Below are 23,403 nucleotides of genomic sequence, written 5' to 3' on the forward strand. Positions count from 1 at the left end.
AGGACGCATTATACGTGCTACCTATATTAGGGAAAATCTGTACACTTTTAAAGTTAAAAAAGATAATGGCTGTCTAGATTTCTAAACAGCCTGAGTCTCAGGAAACTGAGGCTTTTTTTAATTTTTGATTTACTGAAAATTATATATTTTCAAATAAATCAATTGACTACTATCTTAACTGTTATTACAATGTACATATAGCAAAACTTGTTTTTGTATATAAAACAAAAAGGAGAGTGATTGTGCTATAAACTCTAATTTTGCTTTTCTTATTTAAATGAAATCGAAAATGAAACAAATGGGATGGTTTTAGTAAGGGGATGTCAATCGTTTGAAAATTTGAGAGAGAATGGGAGTTGTTATTTATGAAAAAGTACTTATTATTTTTCGGTCTGATTACACTAGCCCTCATGCTTGCAGCATGTTCCGGCGAAAAGTCATCAGGAACTTCTGGGAAGAAAGATGGAGGAGTGGTAGAAATTAACTTTGGCGGCGGATTTGCAACAGAAGAACCAATTTGGCTTTTCGAGGCAGACCCATCGTTAGCTAAAAACCTTGGAAAAACTTATAAACTTAATCTCTCTCAATTTAGAGCAAATGCTGATAGATTAAATGCTTATCAAGCAGATCAAATTGATGGGGGAACATTAGGACAAGGTGCGGCCATTCTATCGAGCTCCCAAGGGGTTGAAATGAAAGTTGTAGCTGTGGTATCTAAGGATACACCGGATGTAGGCTTCAATTCAGCTTTCATGACATTAAAAGACTCAGAAATTAACGACATTAAGGACCTTAAAGGTAAAACAATTGGGCTTTCCGATTTTAAATCCCCTACGGATATGTGGGTTCGAAGTGCATTAAGATCTGCTGGATTAGATCCGGATAAAGATGTGAAATATGCAATAACCCCAATTCCAGCAATGACAGAAGCAGTCAAATCAAAAAAAATAGATTTAGGAATGTTCCCACAACCATTTGGTGCAGCTGCCGAAGAGAGCGGTGAGTTCAAAACCATTTTCACCTCTAAAACAGGAGTTCCATTCGATGAAGATTTCCTCATTATGTTCTTACACCCAGACTTTATTAAGGAAAATAAGCAAGCTGTAAAAGACTTCTTAGCTGACTATGCAAGTATTGTAAAGTATTACCAAGAAAATGGCCAAGAAGCAAGACAATTGATCATTGATAAAACGAAGAAGGTCCAAGCTGATCCAAAAATCTATATTAACATGACCGATAATAATCGTTCTGCCTATATTAACAGAGATGGTTGGGAGAAAGTTCAGGAATTAATGTTAAAAGATAAATGGATTGAGAAAAAGATAAATCTAGATGATTTGATTGATACATCTATGTTGCCATCTGAATAACTAGTGCGGGGACATTTGTCCTCGCATTTATAAATAGGAGGAGTACAAATGACCAAAAAGCATGCTGCAATGGAAATTGAAAATTTGAGAAAAGTTTATTCCACTAAAAAGGAAGAAGTCGTTGCGATAAAAGATGTGAGTTTAACGATCCCTGAAGGGAAATTTGTTAGTATTGTCGGACCAAGCGGCTGTGGTAAGAGTACATTTTTACACATTGTTGGCGGATTTATTGAAAAATCTTCTGGAAAAGTAAAGGTTAGAGGTAAAGAAGTCGAAAAGCCAGGTCCAGACAGAGGAATGATGTTTCAAGAGTCTGCACTGTTTCCATGGTTAAATGTATTTGATAATGTTGCTTGGGGATTAGATATTCAAGGGGTTGCAAAGAAGGAAAGAAATGAAATCGTTGAAAAGTACTTAAAGTTGGTTCGATTATGGGACTTCCGAAATCAATTGCCTTCGCAATTGTCTGGAGGAATGAGGCAGCGGGTATCATTGGCACGAATACTTGCCTTTGATCCAGAAGTGTTATTGATGGACGAACCATTTGGTGCATTAGACGCGCAAACAAGAGAGGAAATGCAGGTTGAACTGCTCCGAATATGGAGTGAATCGAAGAAAAGTGTTCTATTTGTTACCCATGATATTGAAGAAGCCGTATTTTTAAGTGATACAGTTGTTGTTTTTTCCGGCAGACCAGCTGTTATTTCGGAGGTTATTGATATAAAGTTCCCTCGACCAAGAGATTTAAATCTCTATAAAAGTGCAGAATTTAGAGATTATCGTAACCAAATTTGGGATATGCTTCATCAAGAGCATCATAAACCAGTTCAAATTGTATCGGAGGTAGTCAATGGATAACAAACCTCTCCGAATGATTGCTGTTATTGAGCTATTGGCAGTATTTTTAATATGGGAACTCCTAGCCGGCTTTCAATGGTTCCCAACCTATTTATCGAGTCCAATAGCTATAATTAAATCAATGGGTGAACTTTGGGCGGATGGAGATTTATTAAATCATATTGGTTTCAGTCTATTTAGATCACTGATGGGCTTTTTGTTAGTTGTTATCGTAGGTGTTACGCTAGGAATCTTAGCAGGTTATTATCGAAGAGTGGGAACATTCTTGGATCCAATTGTAAACACGTTAAACCCTATACCAAAGATTGCGTTACTTCCTATCTTAATGGTTTGGTTTGGTATAACTGATACTACTCGGATATTAATTATCTTTTTAACAGCATTCTTTCCATGCTTTGTTGCTACAAGAGATGGGGTAAAATCCATCAAGCAAGTCTATTTGTGGTCAGGACAAAATATGGGAGCAAGCACGTTTCAATTATTAAGAAAAATTGTATTTCCAGTTACACTTCCTAAGATTTTTGATGGATTAAGAGTTTCATTAGGATTGACCTTTGTTATGATGTTTTCCTCAGAAATCATTGGGGCTGCGAACGGTTTTGGATTAGGGTTCTTGATTCTTAATGCCGATCTTGGAGGAAGAACAGACTATATGTTTGCTGGAGTAGCATTTATCGGATTACTGGGATTTATCTTTGATAAACTATTACTCACAATTCGAAGCAAAGTATTATGGTGGGATGTTAATAAAGTATAATCCAGGGTTGATAATAGAGGAACTTACTAGTGATTTGAAGAGGTGAAGAGATGATCAAACAGATTTGGAATAAAGTAGTAGATTATCAATCTATTTTTATATTATTGATTGTATGGGAAGTTATTGCTGCACTTGGTATAATGCCAGAAAGGCTATTCCCATCCATGTTTGTTGTGATTGGGGTGGCGTACGATCTAGCAATATCACCTCTGCTTTGGGATAATTTGTCGGTTACAATGGTCCGTGTATTGAGTGGATTTACGATTGCCGCTGTGATTGGTGTCCCACTGGGAATCATGATGAGCCGTTTTAATCTAATGAACAAATTAATGCAGCCGATGCTTTCAATTGGCTATCCCATACCAAGGGTAGCACTATACCCAATTCTTGTTTTTATGCTGGGTATTGGTTCAGGTTCTAAAATTTTCTTAATCGTTTTGGAATGCTTATTTCCTATTATTATTAATACCTACTATGGTGCATTAAGGGTAAATCATATATATGTTTGGGCTTCACAGAATATGGGAGCTAATCATTTCAACATGTTTTGGAAGGTATTGCTGCCTGCAACAGCACCGTCTATCTTTACGGGCTTGAGAATTGCACTTCCGCTAGCTCTCATTATTTCAATATTGACAGAAATGATTAGTTCAACAGAAGGAATGGGATATTTATTAAGTTTTATGTCTTCATCACTAGTCCAAGAAAATGTATTAGCATCCGTAATGCTGATTGCCATACTAGGCTATTTAATGAGTGTTATTCTCGATATAATACAGAAAAAGTTTATTTTTTGGCATTAAAACAAGGGGGATATCGATAAGTATTTCGCGTCCTTCTATTGATGGAAATGAGAATTGATATCCCCTGCCAAAACTAACTATGTTGGTGATAACCAGAATAGGAAGAGAGTTGGTCTGCATGCCTTAGCAATGTTGGAATAACGGTTTCTGTAATAAAATCACCTTTACAGACGGCCACTGGTGCTACGACATTGATTGCAGCAATAATATGACCCTGTTTATTTAAAATTGGTGCGGCAACAGAAAAGATCCCGTTTTCAAATTCTTCATCACTTGTAGAATAACCTTTTTCCTTTATTTCTCTTAATTCATTTTCCAAGGCAAGTAATTGTGTTTTTGTCTTGCCTGTATATTTTTTTAATTCGTTCCCGTGAAGCATGGCTGTTAATTTCTCTTCTTTTTGAAATGCAAGCAATACTTTCCCTAAAGCGGTAGCATGTGCAGGAAGTCTTGATCCAACGGTAACATTGACGGTAGAAACACCTTTTCCAGGAACTCTAGCGATATAAGCTACTTCATTGCCTTCAAGTATTCCGAGATGTGTTGATAATCCTGTTTCATCTCTGAGTTCTTCCAAATATGGACGTGCTAAGTCTAACAAAGGCATTGTATTCAAATAGGTGAACCCAAGTTCAAGAACTTTAGGTGTTAGTTCATATCTTTTCGTTAATTCATCCTGGCGAATATACCCTAAGGATTGAAGGGTGAACAAGATACGGTAAGGAGTTGTCCGACTAACATTAAGTTTATTTGCAATTTCAGATAGAGAAAGTGTAGGCATTTCTCCATTGAACATCTTTAGTATTTCTAATCCCCTTACAAGGGAATTGGATAAATATCGATCATTTTTATCTTCAGACATATAGATATCACTCCTAGTAAAACAGTAGTTGAGATTTCGCAAGTTAATTATAAGATTCGTTAATAGTATACAACATTTTCCTATTCAACGCCTTATTACAGAAAGGGAATTTTGTTAGAAAAATCAAATAATCGGAAAATTCCATTGACTAATTGAGAAAATGTTATATTATGTAAAAGAAAAACAGTGTTTTGTAGAAAAAACATAAATACGTACAGGAGGTAGAATATGCCGTATCTATCGGTACAGGACTTATCCATTCATTATGAGATAGAAGGAAATGGGAAACCTATCATCATTCTTCATGGGATGGGGAACAACTCTCAATCCTGGAAAAAACAATTAGCAGGTCTAAGTGATAGTTATACGGTCATTGCTTGGGACGCACCTGGATATGGAAAAAGTTCAGACCCAAAAGAGGAATTAACAGAGTTTTGGCAGTTTGCAGATGTTTTAAAAGGCTTTATTGAAGCCCTAAACTATAAATCTGTAACTCTTTTAGGACATTCAATGGGCTCTGCGATTGCACTTGATTTTTGTTATCGTTTTCCTGAAATGGTGGACAACCTAATCATCTCAGATGCAACTAGAGGGGCAGCTTCGTTAAGTGTTGAAGAAAATCAAAAGAAATTAGTAGCACGCATAAATAATATTAATACATTAGACCCAAAGGAAATTGCTGATATAAGAGTAAAGGAACTATTGTCTCCTAATCCTGACCCTGAAGTAAAGAAGGAAGCGGAAAGAATCATGTCTCAAGTAAGACCAATGGGATATCGCTCAGTGGCATATTCTCTATTTCATCTAGACCAAATGAATATGTTGTCCTCTATTATGACTAGGACACTAGTTATTTGTGGAGAATTGGATAAAGTAACCCCGGTGAGTGAGTCAGAGATTTTCCATAGTCATTTAAAAAATTCCGTGTTTGAAATCATACGAGGGACAGGACATTTATGTTATCAAGAAGATCCAAATAGCTTTAATAAAATTGTCCTGGATTTTCTTAAATAAATTGAAGTACGTAGTACCGTTAAGGGAGGTGTAGAACTTATGACAAAGGAAGATAAGGAACGTTATAATGCCAATGCGTTAGTTAGAGGATTAGAAATATTAAAGTTGTTTGGTGAAGACCGTCCAACATTATCATTGGTAGAAATTGCAAAAGAATTAAATGTAAGTCGCACAGTACCATTTAGATTATTATTTACTCTTCAATCACTTGGATACCTAGCTCAAGATGAAGCTACTAAGCGATATAGTTTAACTCCTAAAGTTTTAGAAATAGGATTTTCATACTTAAGCAGTTTAAGGCTTCCAGAAATTACCCAGCCATATATTGAAAGTTTAAGAGATGAAACAGGAGCTTCTTGTCATCTGTCGATATTGGATGGACATGAAGTAGTCTATGTAGGGAGCGCCCCTGTTAGAGGCATTTCAGCCATTAATGTGAATATTGGACTTAGACTCCCCGCTCATGCAACTGCAAATGGGAAGGTACAGCTTGCATACCAATCGAAGGAGCATTTAAATATGGTTTTATATGGCTCAAATCTTAAACCCTATACAGATAGGACTCAAACTGATTTCCTAGATTTACAAGAAGAATTAGAAGGAATCCGTATCAAAGGTTATGCGATTACTAAAGGAGAATTAACGTTAGGGATTCAATCAGTCGCAGCACCAATATTTGATCGCTCAGGAAAAGTATTGGCAGCTGTTAATGTAGTCGCTACTGAAAATACATTCCATAATGAGTTTATTGAAAAGGTTGCATTGCCAAGGGTATTAGAAACATCATCTAAATTGTCTAGTTATATGGGCTATCAATTGAAAAATTAATAAGTAGAAAAGGCTTGCAAATGCAAGTTTTTTTTGTGCTTTAATCTAGGTGTGTTTTATATATAAAACATAATTTCTATGATAAAACATTTTATTCATTTTTTATTGACATAATATTCTTATAACTTTAAAATTAAGATAAGGAAAAACGGCGTTTCCTATATAAAACAATAATTATGTAAGGGGGAAATCAATGTTAAAGGGCAACAAAAGGTGGTTATATATTGCAGTCCCAATCTTTTTCTTTTGGTTTTTTGGACAAATTGATAAGTTAGGTATTTCAGTAATTCAAACCGATCCAACATTCTTAGCAGACCTAGGTTTAACGGGTGCAGATAAAAACGCAAAAATTGGGTTCATCACATTCATCTTTACAGTTGCCTATGCTTTCTCGAATCTATTTTGGGGCTTTATTATTGATAGATTAGGTGCTAGAAAAACAGCTATCATGGGTCTCTGTTTATGGACACTCACAATGATATTTGGCGGGCTGGCAACTTCCTATGAGATGTTTCTTGTAAGCCGTGTGATCCTAGGATTTGGTGAAGGGATGATGATTCCTGTCTGTGGGAAGTTTATATCCAATTGGTTTAACCATCGCGAACTTGGTAGAGCTCAATCCTCGTGGCTGGCTGGAAACTACTTTGGACCTGCCTGTGGAGCGGTAATATTAAGCTTAGTAATCGCTACTTTTCATTGGGAAGCCGCATTTTTCTTTTTAGCTGGATTTAACCTTTTCATCGTCATACCTATGTTTGTATTTTTAACAAGAGATACTCCTGAGGAACATCCCCATATCGATCAAAAGGAGTTAGCGTATATTCGCACTCCCGATCCAAATGAAAAAATAAAGCCAAAGCAAAACTTTACGCAAGACTATCGATATTGGATTGTTTGGTTTGGAATGCTTATGTCTTCATTTTTATTTTTTGGAATCAGTATCTGGCTCCCTACTTATTTAGTAGAAGCAAAAGACTTCTCAAGAGAGGCTATGACTGGTATCACCTCATTATCCTGGCTGTTTGCACTAGGCTTTGTACTAGCTTGCGGATATTTAGCGGACAAAACGAAGCGGCCTAGTTTACTTGCTACCATTTTATTCAGTTTGACTGCAATTTTTCTAGCGTCGGCCATACTTGCTCCACATCCTGTAATAGCAGGCATTTGTATGGGACTAGCAATGGGAACCCAGGGTGGAGTATTCCATTTAAGTAATCTATTTATTGTAAAATATTCTACACCAGCAACAGCAGGTCGTGCTGCAGGCTTAATGGGATTCACGAACATACTTGGCGGTTTTTCTAGCTATATTATGGGCTGGCTTCGTGATCTTTCAGGTGGGGACTTTGGACCTTCGATTGTGATGTTAATCGTAGCAGCGGTTTTAGGTTTTGCAGCATATCTATTTACAATAAAAAAAGAGGCCACTGATGTTCGAAGTCTTAAAGTAAATTCTAATAGAGTAATTATTTAGAAAGCGGTTACCAATATAAAACATTGTTTTGAATTTTCTCAATATTTTTAATTGACAATAAAAGTATTGGGATTTAAAATTGGTTTATAAGGAAAACAGTGTTTTATATTTAAAACAAAATAAAATTAATTTTATAGGAGAGTGTTTTTGATGGCAGAAGAAAAATTTAATGTAGCAGAGTTTGAAAAGAAATATGTGGCTAGATTACAAGATCGTACTTTAGATTGGAACGTTTTAAAGTTTCAAGAAGAAATTGATCCAAGATACAAAAGAGCTCAAATGAGATATATCGGTCGTGGAGCTACAGCTAATAATGACTCAAATGTGATAGCAGCAGAACATTTTACACTAAGCACGATGGTTCTTCCTGCTGGATGTATTGGTCCATTACATTTGCACGATGATGTTGAAGAAGTTTTCTTTATTCTCAAGGGCAGTGTGAAAGCGCTTATTCAAGAGGTAGGGAAAGATGAAGTCCATGAAATTCGCTTAAATGAAAGAGATTGTATTAGCTCACCTCCAGGTGTATACCGTGGTATCCACAACGATGGTGACGAAGAAGCGCTAATGCTTGTCATGCTTGGAGCTGTTAAACCAAACCTCCCTACTTATGTAGAAGGCAGCCCGCTTGAAGAGCTACGTATTCAACGTGCTAAAGAAAGAGAAGCAATTATTAACGGAAATAAATAAATATATTTTTTAAATAAATCTTCTTTGATGGGGATGGTCCTCTAACTTTCATTGGGATCATCCCCTTTATGCTACAGTTGTAATGATAAAAGCATTTATGGAGGTGCAAACATGGTTGGTATTACCCATTTAAGACATATTGGTTTAATAACCCCAGTCCTGCAAGAACAGGCAGATTTTTATGAAACAATTTGGGGTTTAGATAAGGTAGCGCAAGATGAAAAAACCGTATATTTTCGTGGCGCCGGCCCTGAAAATCACATCTTAAGCTTACATGCAGGTGATAAGAGAGGCCTTCACCATATTGCTTTTGGTATGGTAGATAAAAATGCCGTTGATAGAGCAGCAGAATTCCTTGCTTCCAAAGGAGTAAAAATAATAGCCGATCCTGGTTATCTAGATGAAGAAGGGAAAGGTTATGGTCTGCGATTTGTTGATCCTGAAAATCGCTGTATCGAATTATCTGCATGGGTTGAGATGCATACAACCATTTGGAATAAGAAAAATGTTGACCCCGTTAAACTTAACCATGTTGTAATGAATACAGCAGACCTTGATATGATTACCGATTTTTATACGAATATTATCGGTTTTAAAGTTACCGATTGGAGCGAACATCAGATGTCCTTCCTTCGCTGTAATCGGAAGCACCATTCACTTGCATTTAATCAAGATAAACATGCTTCCGTAAACCATATCGCCTATGAAGTAGATACAGTAGATGAAGTTATGCGTGGAATTGCCAATGTGAGGAAGGCTGGGTATCAAGAGATTTGGGGACCAGGACGTCATGGCCCTGGTAATAATATTTTTTGCTACTTCCAGGATCCCGCAAAGTTTGTCATGGAATATACCTGTTATTTAGATACCATTGAGGATGAAAGTGAATGGAGAGCTCGAGTTTGGAAACGTGTCCCTCATTTGATGGACCAATGGGGAATTGCTGGACCTCCAAAGCCAGAAACCCGCGCAGCCATGGGTGGAGAGCCAGACCCTGGTTGGGTAAACGTAAAAGCACTGCTCTAAAGGAGAATAAGGGGTGTCGAAATGGATTTAGGTCTAAAAGGCAAAGTAGCCGTCATAATGGGAGGAACATCAGGTGTTGGATTAAAAGCAGCTGAGTTGTTCCTCCAAGAAGGTGCCAAAGTAGCAATTTGTGGTAGAAATAGCGAGCGAAAAGAGAAAGCATTTGATTATCTATTGCAGTTTGGGTCCCCTGATTCTATTTATGCTGCAACCTGTGATGTTACAAATAAAGAAGATGTTAACGCATTTATAAACGGTGCTGCGGCTAACTTTAATGGTATTGATATTTTAGTAAATTCTGCAGGTCAGAGTGTAATGGGATACTTTTTTGATGTTAGTGATGAACAATGGATGGAGCAAATTCAATTAAAATACTTTGCCATCATATATGCTGTAAAAGCAGCTCATCCTTACCTTGTTACAAGAGGCGGAGGAAGAATTATTAATATTAACGCAACGCTGGCCAAAGAACCTGAACGTCATATGATTGCGACAGCAGCTACGAGAGCTGGTCTATTAAATTTAAGTAAAACCCTTTCTCAAGAGCTTGCAGCTGATAATATTCTAGTAAACTCAGTCAGCCTAGGATTAATACGAACCGACCAATGGGAGCGTAGAAGAATGAAAAATGCCCCGGATATGGATCCTGAAGAATATTATGCTGATTTAGCAAAGAAGCGGAATATACCATTAGGACGTGTTGGGGAAGCTGAAGAGGTTGCGAGTGTCATTCTCTTTTTAGCTTCTAAACAAGCAAGCTATGTATCGGGTTCTACTATAGAAACGGCGGGAGCACTCGGGAAAGCACTATAATACGGATAAAGGCAGGAGTAAATGATGAGTCCACAAGTTCAAATGGAATTTACAACGGCAGATGCTATCGTTCAAGAATTAGTCCGAGCAGGTGTAACCACAGCTTTCGGTATTGTCAGCATCCATAACATGCCGATCTATGATGCAATTCTTCGTGAAGGAAGTATTCACCTTGTCTGTTCGCGCGGTGAAAGCGGTGCGGTAAATATGGCTGATGGGTATGCCCGTGCCACAGGTAAATTGGGTGTAGTCATTACTAGTACAGGGACAGGGGCTGGAAATGCGGCAGGTTCACTTATTGAGGCTTGGGCAGCGGGCGTACCTGTACTGCATTTAACGGGTGAAGTGGCTTCCCCTTACTTAGGTACGGGAAGAGGGTATATTCACGAATGTAAGGATCAGTTGTCGATGATCGAAGGAGCCTGTAAAAAGGCAATTCGCTTAAGAAAACCGGAGCAAACAGCTGCTGTAATTAGACAAGCAATTCAAGATGCATTAGTTGCTCCGTCTGGACCAGTTTCACTTGAAATTCCCATAGATTTTCAATCTGCAATTATTCCAAATCATCCTCTTGAAGAAGTCAGATTCGCAGCTCAATCGAATCATTTAGCTTTAGATTTACCCAAAGAAATTTTATCCAAAATCACTAATGCCCGCCGACCGGTTATTTGGGCAGGTGGAGGGGTCATTAGTGCAGACGCGTCACAGGAAGTGAAGCAATTAGCAGAATTGATTGGTGCAGCAGTTATTACAAGTCAATCAGGTAAAGGAAGTATACCAGAGGATCATCCTCAGTGTATCGGTCACTTTGCTGCCTATGAGTTAACGAAGAAGCTATTAAAGGATTCTGATTTATTAATCAGTATTGGTGTAAGATTTAGAGGAAATGAAACGGCGAACTGGAAAGTAACTGTCCCGAAAGAACATATTGCGATTGATGCAGATTGGCAAGCGATTAATCGAAACTACGAAGTTACCCATGGGTTAGTAGGGGATGCCAAGCAAATCCTACATACAATCATTCAAGAAATATCTAAAAAAGAATTACAGCCTGACCCAGTTTATCTAGATGAAGTGCAATCGGTTCGTCAAGAATTGCGTGGTGCGTTACGAGCAACCCTTGGTCCCTATGAACAAATTCTAGATGGTATGCGAAAAGTTTTACCGCGGGATTCTATATTAGTTCGTGATGTAACCGTCCAAGCAAATGTTTGGGGCAGTCGATTATTTGAGATTTACGAACCTCGTACTTCTATCCACGCTTCTGGAGGGGGGATTGGCCAGGGTTTACCTACAGCCATTGGAGCACAAATCGCTTTCAAAGACCGTCAAGTGGTGTTGATGGCTGGTGATGGTGGATTTATGGTGAATGTTGGAGAAATGGCAACTGCTGCTCAAGAAAATCTGCCATTAATTGTAGTCCTGTTCGATGATGCTGGTTATGGTGTTCTCCGAAATATACAAGACGCTGCTTACGGACGTCAAGTTGCAGTAGACCTCCTAAGTCCTGATTTTGTACTGTTAGGACAATCTATGGGGTTTGATTCCACGAGAATCGGCTCTCCTGATGAATTTGTTTCTGCACTTGAAGATGCAGTTGATACTAAAAAACCAACAATGATTGTGGTTGATATGGAAGCTGTGGGACCAATGGCTAAGCCATTTGGAGGACCTCCTGGTGCAGCAGATGCATTCAAACCAAGGAAGCTTTAAGGGGGGAAAAGAATGATTTCAACATATCCATTTGTTTCAGGTAAATACTTGGTTGGTGGCAATTGGTATGAAGCAGAGAAAAAAGCTTATGTCATCAATCCAGCAAATATAGATGAAATAGTCGGAGAAGTTGCTTTATGCTCCGAGTCAGATGTCGACCATGCTCTAGCCACTGCCGAAAAGGCTTACCAAACCTGGTCTCGTAGTGATATTGAGGAACGAGCAAGCAACATGCACTTGGCAGCTGAAGAAATAAGAGCACTAGTTGAAGAGAATGTAACATTGCTAGTACGTGAGAATGGAAAAGTACTAGTAGAGGCAAAGAAAGATTTGCTGCGCTGTGTTGATATTATGCACGAAGCAGCAGATGAACTTCTTGAATGGTGGAAGCATGAAGTATTGCCAGGTAATCAAAAGGTGCAAATTCGAAAACGTGCACGTGGTGTCACTGCCGTAATTTCACCATGGAACTCCCCGATGATTTTAACTTTCAAGCGAGTGATTCCGGCTGTGTTGACAGGAAACACGGTAGTGGTTAAGCCAGCTACAAATTGTCCCCTGACAATTATGTCATTTTTAAAGGTGGTAGCTTCCTATTTTCCTGCAGGAGTAATCAATGTTGTAACAGGTTCGGGCAGTGTAATTGGTGAGGCGCTTTGTTCTGACCCAAGAGTAAAGACGATTGCTTTCGTGGGCAGTACTGAAACTGGAAAAGAGATCATCCGTGCAGCTTCAGGTACAGTAAAAAAACTCTATATGGAACTGGGTGGAAATGACGCGGCCATTATTCTTGAGAATGCCAATCTTGATGAAGACAGTATTAAACGTCTTCGATTCGGTGTACTTCGTGCTGCAGGCCAGGTATGCTCTGCGATTAAAAGGATTTATGTACATGAATCAAAATATGAAGAGGTCGTAGAAAAACTAAAGAAAGAATTTCAAAGAATCAGGATTGGGAACGGTATTCAGCCTGATGTTGAGATGGGGCCATTAAATAATAAATCGCAATATGACTATGTTAAAGGGTTAATTGAACGTGCAGCTGAATCAGGTGCAACGATCATTTCCTCTGGAATTCAGATAGACCCTGAATCATGGGATCAAGGTTACTTTATATTACCAACAATTATTACCGGTGTAGATCAAAATAGTGAAATTGTTCGTGCAGAACAGTTTGGTCCTGTCATTCCTATTCTACCTTTCTCAAATTTAGAGGAAGCCGTTCAGCTTGCAAATGATAGTGAATTCGGCTTAAGAGCGTCAGTTTGGACTGAGGACGAAGAACTGGCAATCCAATTAGCAGACCAATTAGAAGCAGGAGCTGTTTTTCATAATAACCATACCGTTTTCCAAGACCTCCATCTTGATTTCCCTGGTCTAAAAGAAAGTGGACTATCTCGTGAAGTAAGGCACTGTGGGTTAGAATATTTTGCGGATTCCTATGGGTTTGCTAACTGAGAAGGAGGAACCTACAGATGAAAATTGGATTAATCGGCGGTGGAAACATTGGAAGATTTCTACTTCAGAGCATAAATACCCATAAACTAATAGAAGATTCCAAAATTATAGGTATTTATACACGCAATCCAAAATCTGCTCAGCAGCTAGCAGCTGAATTTGATACTTCAGTATTTGAGGATATTGAATCACTTCTACAATCAGATGTAGATTTAGTAGTTGAGGCGGCTACAGTTGAAGTGGTAAAACAAAATGCTTCATCCATTCTAAGCAGTGGAAAGGATTTAGTACTAAGCAGTGTAGGTGCTCTTAGTGATTTGAATTTCATTCAATCACTTGAGGAAATTTGTAAGGTTAATGGTAAAAAAATCCACTTACCCTCGGGTGCAATTGGTGGTTTAGATGTATTAAAGGCAGCGAAATCCAATGGTGAGCTCGAAAGTGTTTCGATTATTACAAGGAAGCCTCCTCAGGCTTTACCAGGCGCACCTTTGGATAAAGAGCAAGTACTTTTTGAGGGTTCAGCGAGAGAGGCTATTGAGCTATTTCCGAAAAACATCAATGTATCAATCATTTTATCTCTTGCAGGTTTAGGACCAGAAAAAACAAGAGTTAAAATTATATCCGATCCATCTATTAAAAAAAATAGTCATTGTATTGAAGCAAAAGGTTCATTTGGTGATCTAAGTATCAAGGTTGAGAATGATCCAATGCCGAACAATCCAAAAACAAGTTATTTGGCAGCACTAAGTGTGTTATCATCATTAAAAAATAAAGATGCGGTAATCCAAGTTGGCTAAAAAGTATTATAAATAACATCCAGGGGCAAACGTTTGAATTACTTTTTCCCCTGCATGAGTTACCACCAATCTATGTTTAGGGGGATTAGGCATGTACAAAACGAACATAAATTTAGAAGAAATGTCTCAAAAAGAAGCGATTGAATACTTAAATGAAACCGTTCAACCTGAAACTGGGTCCATTCCTGCCTATCTTCTAGGTGATCCAACGATATATGATTTAGAGCACAAAAAAGTATTTCTAAAAACCTGGATATTCATTGGACACGAATCAGAAATTCCGAACAAAAATGACTTCATCACGAGGGATGTGGCTGGCTATTCTGTCATTATTTCTCGAGGCGCCGATAATCAAATTCGCGGCTTGTATAATATGTGTACACACCGGGGCATGAAGCTTTGCCGCGCGGATGCTGGAAATAAGTCATTATTTACTTGTCCTTACCACGGTTTTAATTTTAAAAACAATGGAGATTGTGTGGGCGTTCCCCTGCAAAAGGACATTTACGGGGATAGCTTAGATAAATCACAGCTGGGTTTACACAAAATTAGAGTGGAGTCATACAAAGGGTTATTGTTTGGAACTTGGAATGATGAAGCAGAGTCTTTAGAGGTTTTTTTAGGAGATTTTAAATGGTATATTGATATTTTTGCAGGAAGAGCAGAAATGGAGGTAATGGGACCGCCGCAAAGATTCGTCATTCATTCTAATTGGAAAATCGGAGCAGATAACTTCGTGGGTGATTCCTATCATACGATGGTTACTCACGGATCTATTGCCAAATTAGGAATGGTGCCAAGTGCAACATACTCGAAAAAAGGTTATCAAATCCACACAACCAACGGGCATGGTTTAAACCTGGGTACGCCAAATCCAGACTTTGCCTTCCCAGAGGAATTAAAAGAAGAATACAAATCTAATTTAACAGTAGAACAATATGAGGTTCTATCAAATCTTAAAAATATGATTGGAAACATCTTTCCTAACCTATCTTTTTTAATTTCACATACAAAAATTAAAGGACAGTTAATCTCTAACACCTCTATGCGAATTTGGAGACCTATTTCTGTAGATAAAATGGAAGTGATTACTTGGTTCTTAGTGGAGAAAAATGCCCCAGAGGATTGGAAAAGACGTTCAAGGGAGTCATTTATTCTAACATTTAGCCCTTCTGGTATTTTTGAACAAGATGATACGGAAGTGTTTACTGATATTACTGCAGCAGCGTCTGGCACGATGCCATTAGTGAAACAGCTGTCATTTAACTATACGATGGGCCTGCACCGAAAACCAGTAACCGAATTCGTTGGCCCTGGAGTTGTATATGATGATAAATTCACAGAAGCAAATCAACGAAATTTTTATCGTTATTGGCTTGACTTAATGACGAAATGAGATTGCTCTCACACTTTTCATGACCTTTATCAAAAACTAGCAAAGGATTGAGGGAGAAGTTATGACAATGGAGAAGATGCTAGCAACCTACGAGTTTGAACAATGGCTCTATCGGGAAGCTAAACTGTTGGATGATATTGATTTTGATGGCTGGTTTAGTTTAATGCACCCATCTTTAAAATATCAAATGCCGGTTCGCGTTAATAAAGAGGGGATAGAACGCCCCGATTATGCGTTGGATATGTTTGCGTTTGATGATGATATTGAACTGTTGAAAATTCGTGTGGATCGTCTGAAAACGGATTATGCATGGGCAGAAATTCCACCTTCACGGACTAGACGGCTAGTCAATAATGTCAGGCTGCTTGATTACGTACCTGATGAAAAGGCAGTCGTTAACAGTTATTTAATGATTTATAGGAGCCGGAGCACAGATATTCATCACGATTTAATATCTGGTGAACGACATGATGAATTTATTTTTGAAAATGGAGAATGGAAGCTTTCGAAACGCTTTTTCATTGTTGACCAAACGACGATTAATACACGTAATCTAGCTATCTTTGTGTAGTAGCTTTCTTAGCAGGAAGGAGCAGTATGATATGGCTCAGTTAAGTGGTAAATCAGTATATTTGACAGGTGGTGCCTCTGGAATCGGAAAGGCTGTAACAGAGGCTTTTGTGAAAGAAGGGGCAGTACTTACTGTTCTCGATAAATCATTAGCGGGACTGAATCAATTAAAGCAGCAGTTTGGTGATTCAGTACAATGTATCGAGGGAGATGTTACGAATTATCAAGCACATACTGATGCAGTTCGAATGGCAGTGGAAGCATTTGGGAAGTTGGATGTTTTTGTTGCGAATGCTGGTGTGTTTGACGGTTTTGCTAAATTCCAAACAGTTACTCCCGAAGCAATGTCAAATGCATATGACGTCCTGTTTGACATCAATGTAAAAGGATATTTCAATGGGGCAAAGGCGTCAGTGGAGGAATTGAAGAAAACAGGTGGTAATATGATTTTCACTGTGTCAGGTGCGGGGTTCTATCCTGATGGGGGTGGAGTCTGGTACACCGCCAGCAAACACGCACAGATTGGCTTAATGCGGCAGCTTGCGTTTGAACTTGCTCCTGATATAAGAGTGAATGCTGTTGCTCCGGGAGGAACGTTGACAGCCCTAAATGTCATTTCTCCGCTTCAACCATTTGTTAAAACGGTAGATAAGGAGACAAAGGAAAAAAGTATAAAATCACGAAACCCACTTCGGATTGCAATGTCTTCTGAAGACCACGTGGGTGCTTATTTGCTTCTTGCTTCCGATAACGCAAGGGCCATTACTGGAGAAGTGATCTCGAGTGATGGGGGCTTATCTGTCCGTGGTTTAGGTTAATAAAAATGGGAAATAGAACATTTGTGAGAGAATCGATAACAGAAAAGAAGCCTTTGGCTGGAAATAATGAAATCAATCAACTTGCCTTTGTTGTTCGTGATATTGAAAAGACATCTGAAATGTTTGCTAAACTTCTCGGTATTCCGAAACCTGCATGGTTCTTAACGGGTGATAGTGAGGTTTCGAAAGTGGTTTATCTCGGCAAGCCAACGAATTCGCGAAGTAAATTAGTGTTTATGAATACAACAACCGTACAATTTGAATTAATCGAGCCAAACGAAGAACCGGGTACAATGCGAGAATTTTTAGATACAGTTGGAGAAGGAATTCATCATATTGCATTTGATGTGGATTCTATTAAGGATAAGCTTCCTGTTTTTGAGGAAAATGGCTATCCTTTACTTCAAAGCGGTGAATTTACTTCTAGTGAAGGCAGATATGTTTATGTAGATACCTTGGAGGATTATAAAACGCTGGTAGAACTACTTGAAAGTGCTGAACCACGGGACAAAGAGCCGAGCAAAGAATCCTATGAACCTTTGCTTGGGACCAATAAGGTCGAGCAGCTGGCGATTGTTGTAAAGGATCTCGAGGCCACAGCTGATGCTTATTGTAGACTACTTGGGGTTGATAAACCACAGGTTATTCAATCAGGACCGAGCGAGCTTACACAAGTTGTATTTGAAGGTGAGCCCACTGAAGGCGATTGTAAATATATGTTTATTAACACCCCGCTGCTTCAAATTGAATTAATTGAACCTGGTAAATCTCCAAGTACATGGAAAAAGTACCTTGAAACGCATGGGGAAGGAGTTCACCATATTTCGTTTGTTATAAAAAATATGGAGGAAAAAATTAAGCTGCTAGAGGATATGGGTTATCCTGTTATTCAAACTGGTAATTTCTATAATGGGAAAGGCAGATATGCATGTATCGATACCACTTCTGACTTTAAAGTGATCATTGAATTACTTGAAAGATTTGATTCTTATAATAAGTGCTAGACACCTCGGTGCCTGGCGTTTTTTTTGTTTATTGGGAGAGATTAATCTTCCAATTCGCATCGACATTTTTTTTAGAGTATAGTGGAAGTATAAAAAACAGATGGACACAGCATAGTGGAGGAATATATGCAGAGGGCACAAATACCAACTTATGAACGGATAGCAATTGACTTAGCAAATCGTATTTACGATGGGAAATTTAAAGTAGGTGAAAAGATTCACGGAAGATCTACCCTGGCTAGTGAATATAAAGTTTCACCTGAAACAGTAAGAAGAGCAATAAAGATATTGGAAGATGTCGAGATCGTTAAATCGACAAAGGGCAGTGGGATTGTTATTTCTTCACGGGAGAATGCCTATAAATATATGCATCGATTTTCGAATTTGGCGAGTATAAAGGATCTTGAAAAGGAGATAAACAGTCTTATAGTCGAAAGAGAGAAAATCGATGAGGAGCTTTTTGAATCAGTTAGAAAAATCATGGATTATTCCACAAAGCTTCGGCATACCAATCCATTAGCACCGATTGAGGTAGAGGTATTGCCCGGCTGTGTACATATTGGTAAGACGATTTCTGAAGTGAAATTTTGGCAAAATACTGGAGGCACAGTCATAGGGATGAAAAGAAAAGGAGATTTGATTATTTCTCCAGGTCCATATGCACTCATCCTAGAAGGGGATGTACTTCTTATTATTGGTGATGATGACACCTATGAGAGAGTCGTCCATTTTATGGAGGATTAAAAAAAGCCGGCAGCGCCGGCTTTTGTATTTCTACTATAGTCCTTCTTCTTTTAGAAACTCTGTAGCTACTTTTCTTGGTGATTGCTTGAGGCTATCTACTTTGTAATTAAGCTTTCGCATTTTTTCATCTGTAAGTTTGCCTGCAAGGGAATTAAGCGCTTCTTTAAGTTCAGGATGTTCCTTTAATGTTTCTTCTTTAACAATTGGAACAGCATAATAAGGAGGGAAGAAGTTTTTATCATCCTCTAACACCTTTAAACCAAATTCTTCAAGGAGACCATCTGTCGAAAATGCATCGATGACGTCACTTTTATGATTATCAAGAGCTGTATAGCGTAATCCTCCATCTACCGCTTGAACATCTTTAAACTGCAAATTGTACGTTTCCGAAAGTCCAATTAATCCATCATCACGATTTGGAAATTCAATCGTTGGCCCCATAATCATGTTTTCACTAACTTTAGCAAGATCTGAGATGGTGTTTAATTGGTATTGTTGTGCCGTATCTTGACGTACTGCTAAAGCATACGTGTTATTGAATCCAAGTGGTTTTAATAAATCAATTCCATATTTCTCTTTGAATTCTTTTTTTACATAGTCATAAACCTTGTCCGGATTACTTTGTGGGCTTTGCTTAAGAATATTTACGAGTCCCGTCCCAGTATATTCGACATACATATCGATGTCACCATTTTTTATTGCACTAAAAGCTACTTGTGAACCGCCGAGATTCATTTTTCTTTCTACTTCAATATCAGTCTTGTTTTCTACTAAATCAGCAAGCATATGTCCTAGAATCAGCTGCTCACTGAAATTTTTAGAACCGATAACAATTGTATCCCCGGCGCTTGTCTTTGAGTAAACAGTAAAGGCACCAGCAGCTACGATGATTATACTGGTAAATCCGATAACTAAACGCTTTATAGTTTTACCAGTTTTACTTGCTGACTTTCGTTTATTCGTATATGAGAATGACGTTTCAAGTTTTCCAACAACAAAGTCAATCAAGAGGGCAAGGATACATGCAGGGATTGCTCCTGCAAGAATCATATAGTTATCAACGGTCTGAACACCAGAGAACACCAGATAACCAAGTCCGCCTGCTCCAACGAAGGCTGCGATTGTCATCAATCCGACAGCTGTAACGGCAGAAATTCTGATACCCGCCATAATCATCGGAAAGGCTAGCGGCAGCTGAACCTTTTTCATTGTTTGACTCTTGGTCAGACCGATACCTTTGGCGGCTTCCAGAATGTCAGGATCAATATTCGTTAATCCTGTATAGGTGTTCTTTACGATTGGAAGAAGGGAATAAAGAACAACCATGACAATGGCAGGTGCACTTCCAATACCAATAAAGGGAATTAAGAATCCAAGTAACGCTAAGCTTGGTACTGCTTGAATGACGTTAGTTGCTCCAATAATAGTCTTCGAAAGCTTTGGCTCTCTTGATATTAAAATGCCAAGCGGAATACCAATAATAACGGCAATTAAGACTGAAATAATACTTAAATAAATATGTTGACCTAATAAATTAATAATCTGTTCGTAGTTAGAACTTAAATAATTATAAAAATCACCCATTAAAAGGCCACCTCCAAGTCAATTAGTTGGCTGCTTAAGGCCGATAAAATACTGCTTCTCGTTATTAGTCCAGTTAATTGCTTCGAATGATTGATAACAGGTACATAGCCAATTTTATGTTCATTCATCGTCGCTAAAATGGAAATTAAGTTACTCTCCTCTGAAACAGCTAAAACATTTTTCTCCATAACGCTATCAATCTCTGAATTTCGGTTTAGTAATTGAATTCCTTTTAAGGTCACCAAACCTATTAAAATATTATTTTTGTCTGTCACCATTAAACTGTCAACCTTATTAGACTTCATGATCTCAATTGCCTGTAAAACTGTTCGCTTAGTAGTAATCTTTACAGGGTTAGGTATCATAATATCTTCAGCCATTAACAATTCAGGGTTATTCCAAACTCGTCTCTTTCCGATAAATCCTTCGACAAATTCATTGGCTGGGTTTTTTAGAATATTTTCTGGGGTATCAAATTGGAGAATATCACCATCTTTCAAAATACAAATCTTATCTGCAATTTTGATTGCTTCGTCCATATCGTGGGTGACGAAAATGATGGTTTTGTTGAGTTCTTTTTGCATTTGAACAAGCTCATCTTGCAGTGAGTTTCTTGTTACAGGGTCCAATGCACTAAAGGGCTCATCCATTAGGATAATATCTGAATCAGTTGAAAAGGCTCTGGCTACCCCAACCCTTTGCTGCTGTCCACCACTTAATTCCTTTGGGAATCGGTCTAAATATTCAGCAGGATTTAATCCAACTACCTTGAGTAGTTCCTCTGTTTTTTTGGCAATTTTAGCCGGGTCTTCACCTTTAAGTTTAGGGATTAATTCCAAATTCTCTCTAATCGACATATGAGGAAAGAGACCAGTGTTTTGGATGACGTAGCCAATATTTCTTCTTAGCTCGATAGCATCCATGGTGGATATATCCTTGCCGTTAACGAAAATCTTTCCTGCTGAAGGGTGAATTAATTTGTTGATCATTTTCAGCAATGTGGTTTTCCCGCATCCGCTAGGTCCAATAAAAACAACTAATTGACCTGCCTCGATATCAATAGAGAAGGGCTTAATAATTGTTTTATTTCTGTATTTCTTTACGATGTTTTTAAATTCAATCAAAGTCATTCCTCCTTAATAAAAAATCATTGATATAATTTGCAACAACCTAATGTTAACATGAAAGTTGTTTCTTTGTCTAATTTTTGTTCTCTGGTCAGATTGTATTTAGTAGGAAAGTATTGGAGCGTAAAATTTTTCAGAATATAAAGAAAAATGGTAAGATGGTATTAAAATAGGCAAATTTAATGAAAAGAGGGGAAATGGGAAAGTGGAATATTTAAAAGAAAGGCTTAGTATTAAATTTTTCCTCTTCATTGGGTTGGCATTCTTCTTAATACAAATTCCAATTATTGGTGATTATTTTAGAATTATTAATACGTTAATCCATGAATCTGGTCATGCATTTATGGCTTTATTTGGGGGCAATGTTGAATCGATTTCATTGTACATGAATGCAGACGGTGTAACACATGGAACACAATCTATTTGGATCATTGATTTTATTACATGTGCAGCAGGTTATACGATAGCTTCGTTAATGGCATACGTAGCGTTTTGGTTAATTAAAAAGAAAAAACATATATTTTTTATTGATATGCTGCTAGGTGTTATTATTATTAATTTAATATTATGGGTGCGTAATCCCTATGGTATATTTTGGCTCGTTTCCTTTGGTGTTTTGTTCCTTGCGCTGCTGATTAAAGGAAGTAAAAAGGCAATCCATAACCTAGTGTTGTTAATTGCTTCAGTACTATTAGTGGAATCGGTCAGTACAGCATATGATATTTTCTCCATCAGTATAATTCAGCCGGATGCAGCAGGAGACGCTACCAATTTATCTCTATTAACGGCATTTATACCTGCTCAAGTGTGGGGGATATACTTCTTTGTTCAAGCACTTTTTTTCATTGTACTTGGTTTTAAGAAAGGCTTGTTTTGTTTAGGTGCCGGTGAAATACCGCAAAATTATCAGTTTGAAGGAACAAAAGAATTCTAACCAGGAAGCTCGCCGTTTTGGCGATCCCCTCTATTTAATAGTAGATTAGATTAGAATATTCAGTCTATGTAAATATTTTAGAAAATAGAACATAAGATAGGTTAATGTGAATAGTATCACTTTGAAATTCAATATATAAAGGAGGGGCTAAAATGGATATCCTTGATATTATAAAAAGCCGGAGGAATATTAAAAAGTTCAAATCTCAAGCTGTTGACTTAGACTTAATCTACTCCTGGCTGGAGGCAGCTAAGATGGCTCCAAACCACCGACTAACAGAACCATGGGAAGTGTACTTTATTGGACCTGATACAAGAGCAAAACTCAATCATAAAACCAATTTTGGCAATGCACCTGTGCTAATTGCTGTTATATCCAAACATGGTGCAACCGCAGTTGAAAAAGAGGAAAATGCACTTGCCACAGCTTGCTTTGTGCAAAACTTTAATTTAGCAGCATGGTCTGAAGGGGTAGGTACTTTCTGGTCATCAATTGGTATCACAGCAAAGAACCGGGAAATACTAGGTGTTCCTGAAAATTATGACCTCATTGGTGTATTAGCAATTGGGTTTCCTGAAATTGTCCCAGACCCAAAACCAAGAACCTCAATTAAGAATAAAATAAAAAATTTACCTTAACAAAGAAGACAACCAGATGGTTGTCTCCAGGCTGTCGAGAAAATCTCGACAGCTATTATTTTTCGTAATTACTTTAATGATTCACCGCGTTAATATGTTATAATATATATAAATAATAGGAC

Annotated in this window: 23 protein-coding genes; 20 read left to right on the top strand and 3 right to left on the bottom strand. The window is 37.9% G+C overall.

Annotation, left to right across the window (positions count from 1 at the left end; genetic code table 11):
• Window positions 1-365: 365 nt before the first annotated feature.
• Genes F4694_RS31415 through F4694_RS31430 form a run of 4 tightly spaced genes read left to right on the top strand, consistent with a single transcriptional unit; the run spans window position 366 to window position 3,788 of the window.
• The gene (locus F4694_RS31415; RefSeq protein WP_179603798.1) at window positions 366-1,370 is read left to right on the top strand and encodes an ABC transporter substrate-binding protein; all 1,005 of its coding nucleotides are present in this window, start codon (window positions 366-368) and stop codon (window positions 1,368-1,370) included.
• Window positions 1,371-1,418: 48 nt separating this feature from the next.
• Window positions 1,419-2,228: an ABC transporter ATP-binding protein gene (locus F4694_RS31420; protein ID WP_179603799.1), complete on the top strand. Its 810-nt coding sequence runs from the start codon at window positions 1,419-1,421 to the stop codon at window positions 2,226-2,228.
• Window positions 2,221-2,985, top strand: a complete 765-nt coding sequence (locus tag F4694_RS31425) for an ABC transporter permease (protein ID WP_179603800.1) — start codon at window positions 2,221-2,223, stop codon at window positions 2,983-2,985. Before F4694_RS31420 ends, F4694_RS31425 begins: the two co-directional genes overlap by 8 nt.
• A 50-nt stretch (window positions 2,986-3,035) precedes the next feature.
• Window positions 3,036-3,788 (top strand): ABC transporter permease, encoded by a 753-nt coding sequence (locus tag F4694_RS31430; protein WP_179603801.1) that lies wholly within the window; start codon window positions 3,036-3,038, stop codon window positions 3,786-3,788.
• 73 nt (window positions 3,789-3,861) lie between these two features.
• Here F4694_RS31430 and F4694_RS31435 read toward each other — a convergent pair whose 3' ends face one another.
• Window positions 3,862-4,650, bottom strand: a complete 789-nt coding sequence (locus F4694_RS31435; RefSeq protein WP_179603802.1) for an IclR family transcriptional regulator — start codon at window positions 4,648-4,650, stop codon at window positions 3,862-3,864.
• A 228-nt stretch (window positions 4,651-4,878) separates the two neighbouring features.
• Here F4694_RS31435 and F4694_RS31440 point away from each other — a divergent pair, with 228 nt between their 5' ends.
• The 14 genes from F4694_RS31440 to F4694_RS31505 all read left to right on the top strand — a co-directional run bounded on the left by F4694_RS31440 (window position 4,879) and on the right by F4694_RS31505 (window position 18,998).
• Window positions 4,879-5,664: an alpha/beta fold hydrolase gene (locus tag F4694_RS31440; protein ID WP_179603803.1), complete on the top strand. Its 786-nt coding sequence runs from the start codon at window positions 4,879-4,881 to the stop codon at window positions 5,662-5,664.
• 39 nt (window positions 5,665-5,703) lie between these two features.
• Window positions 5,704-6,492, top strand: coding sequence for an IclR family transcriptional regulator (locus F4694_RS31445; protein WP_179603804.1), 789 nt, complete (start codon window positions 5,704-5,706; stop codon window positions 6,490-6,492).
• A 193-nt stretch (window positions 6,493-6,685) separates the two neighbouring features.
• Window positions 6,686-7,966 carry an MFS transporter gene (locus F4694_RS31450; RefSeq protein WP_179603805.1) on the top strand — a complete coding sequence of 427 codons (1,281 nt, stop codon included), beginning with the start codon at window positions 6,686-6,688 and terminating at the stop codon, window positions 7,964-7,966.
• 150 nt (window positions 7,967-8,116) lie between these two features.
• On the top strand, window positions 8,117-8,656 hold the full coding sequence (locus F4694_RS31455; protein ID WP_179603806.1) for a cupin domain-containing protein: 540 nt from the start codon (window positions 8,117-8,119) through the stop codon (window positions 8,654-8,656).
• Between the two features lie 111 nt (window positions 8,657-8,767).
• Complete coding sequence (locus F4694_RS31460; protein ID WP_179603807.1) at window positions 8,768-9,682, top strand: VOC family protein; 915 nt, start codon at window positions 8,768-8,770, stop codon at window positions 9,680-9,682.
• A gap of 21 nt (window positions 9,683-9,703) precedes the next feature.
• Window positions 9,704-10,495, top strand: coding sequence for an SDR family oxidoreductase (locus F4694_RS31465; protein WP_179603808.1), 792 nt, complete (start codon window positions 9,704-9,706; stop codon window positions 10,493-10,495).
• A gap of 24 nt (window positions 10,496-10,519) precedes the next feature.
• Window positions 10,520-12,208, top strand: coding sequence for a thiamine pyrophosphate-binding protein (locus F4694_RS31470; protein WP_179603809.1), 1,689 nt, complete (start codon window positions 10,520-10,522; stop codon window positions 12,206-12,208).
• Window positions 12,209-12,220: 12 nt separating this feature from the next.
• Window positions 12,221-13,666, top strand: coding sequence for an aldehyde dehydrogenase family protein (locus tag F4694_RS31475; RefSeq protein ID WP_179603810.1), 1,446 nt, complete (start codon window positions 12,221-12,223; stop codon window positions 13,664-13,666).
• 17 nt (window positions 13,667-13,683) lie between these two features.
• Window positions 13,684-14,466: an aspartate dehydrogenase gene (gene nadX / locus F4694_RS31480; RefSeq protein ID WP_179603811.1), complete on the top strand. Its 783-nt coding sequence runs from the start codon at window positions 13,684-13,686 to the stop codon at window positions 14,464-14,466.
• 91 nt (window positions 14,467-14,557) lie between these two features.
• On the top strand, window positions 14,558-15,862 hold the full coding sequence (locus tag F4694_RS31485; protein WP_179603812.1) for an aromatic ring-hydroxylating dioxygenase subunit alpha: 1,305 nt from the start codon (window positions 14,558-14,560) through the stop codon (window positions 15,860-15,862).
• Window positions 15,863-15,929: 67 nt separating this feature from the next.
• The gene (locus F4694_RS31490) at window positions 15,930-16,433 is read left to right on the top strand and encodes an aromatic-ring-hydroxylating dioxygenase subunit beta (RefSeq protein ID WP_257029516.1); all 504 of its coding nucleotides are present in this window, start codon (window positions 15,930-15,932) and stop codon (window positions 16,431-16,433) included.
• Window positions 16,434-16,464: 31 nt separating this feature from the next.
• Window positions 16,465-17,250 carry an SDR family NAD(P)-dependent oxidoreductase gene (locus tag F4694_RS31495; protein WP_179603814.1) on the top strand — a complete coding sequence of 262 codons (786 nt, stop codon included), beginning with the start codon at window positions 16,465-16,467 and terminating at the stop codon, window positions 17,248-17,250.
• Between the two features lie 5 nt (window positions 17,251-17,255).
• Window positions 17,256-18,254 (top strand): VOC family protein, encoded by a 999-nt coding sequence (locus tag F4694_RS31500; protein WP_218895921.1) that lies wholly within the window; start codon window positions 17,256-17,258, stop codon window positions 18,252-18,254.
• A 126-nt stretch (window positions 18,255-18,380) separates the two neighbouring features.
• Window positions 18,381-18,998 carry a TrkA C-terminal domain-containing protein gene (locus F4694_RS31505; RefSeq protein WP_179603815.1) on the top strand — a complete coding sequence of 206 codons (618 nt, stop codon included), beginning with the start codon at window positions 18,381-18,383 and terminating at the stop codon, window positions 18,996-18,998.
• A 33-nt stretch (window positions 18,999-19,031) separates the two neighbouring features.
• Here F4694_RS31505 and F4694_RS31510 read toward each other — a convergent pair whose 3' ends face one another.
• Entirely contained in the window at window positions 19,032-20,582 is a 1,551-nt protein-coding gene (locus tag F4694_RS31510; RefSeq protein WP_179603816.1) for an ABC transporter permease/substrate-binding protein, read from the bottom strand.
• Window positions 20,582-21,706 carry an ABC transporter ATP-binding protein gene (locus F4694_RS31515; protein ID WP_179603817.1) on the bottom strand — a complete coding sequence of 375 codons (1,125 nt, stop codon included), beginning with the start codon at window positions 21,704-21,706 and terminating at the stop codon, window positions 20,582-20,584. The genes F4694_RS31510 and F4694_RS31515 overlap by 1 nt, the downstream gene beginning before the upstream one ends.
• Window positions 21,707-21,914: 208 nt before the next feature.
• Here F4694_RS31515 and F4694_RS31520 point away from each other — a divergent pair, with 208 nt between their 5' ends.
• Window positions 21,915-22,643, top strand: coding sequence for a M50 family metallopeptidase (locus tag F4694_RS31520; RefSeq protein WP_179603818.1), 729 nt, complete (start codon window positions 21,915-21,917; stop codon window positions 22,641-22,643).
• 152 nt (window positions 22,644-22,795) lie between these two features.
• A complete protein-coding gene (locus F4694_RS31525) occupies window positions 22,796-23,281 on the top strand; it encodes a nitroreductase family protein (protein ID WP_179603819.1) in 486 nt (161 codons plus the stop codon).
• Window positions 23,282-23,403: the final 122 nt, after the last annotated feature.

Source organism: Neobacillus driksii (genome assembly GCF_013409995.1).
In the GTDB taxonomy this organism is placed as follows: Bacteria; Bacillota; Bacilli; order Bacillales; family Cytobacillaceae; genus Neobacillus; species Neobacillus driksii.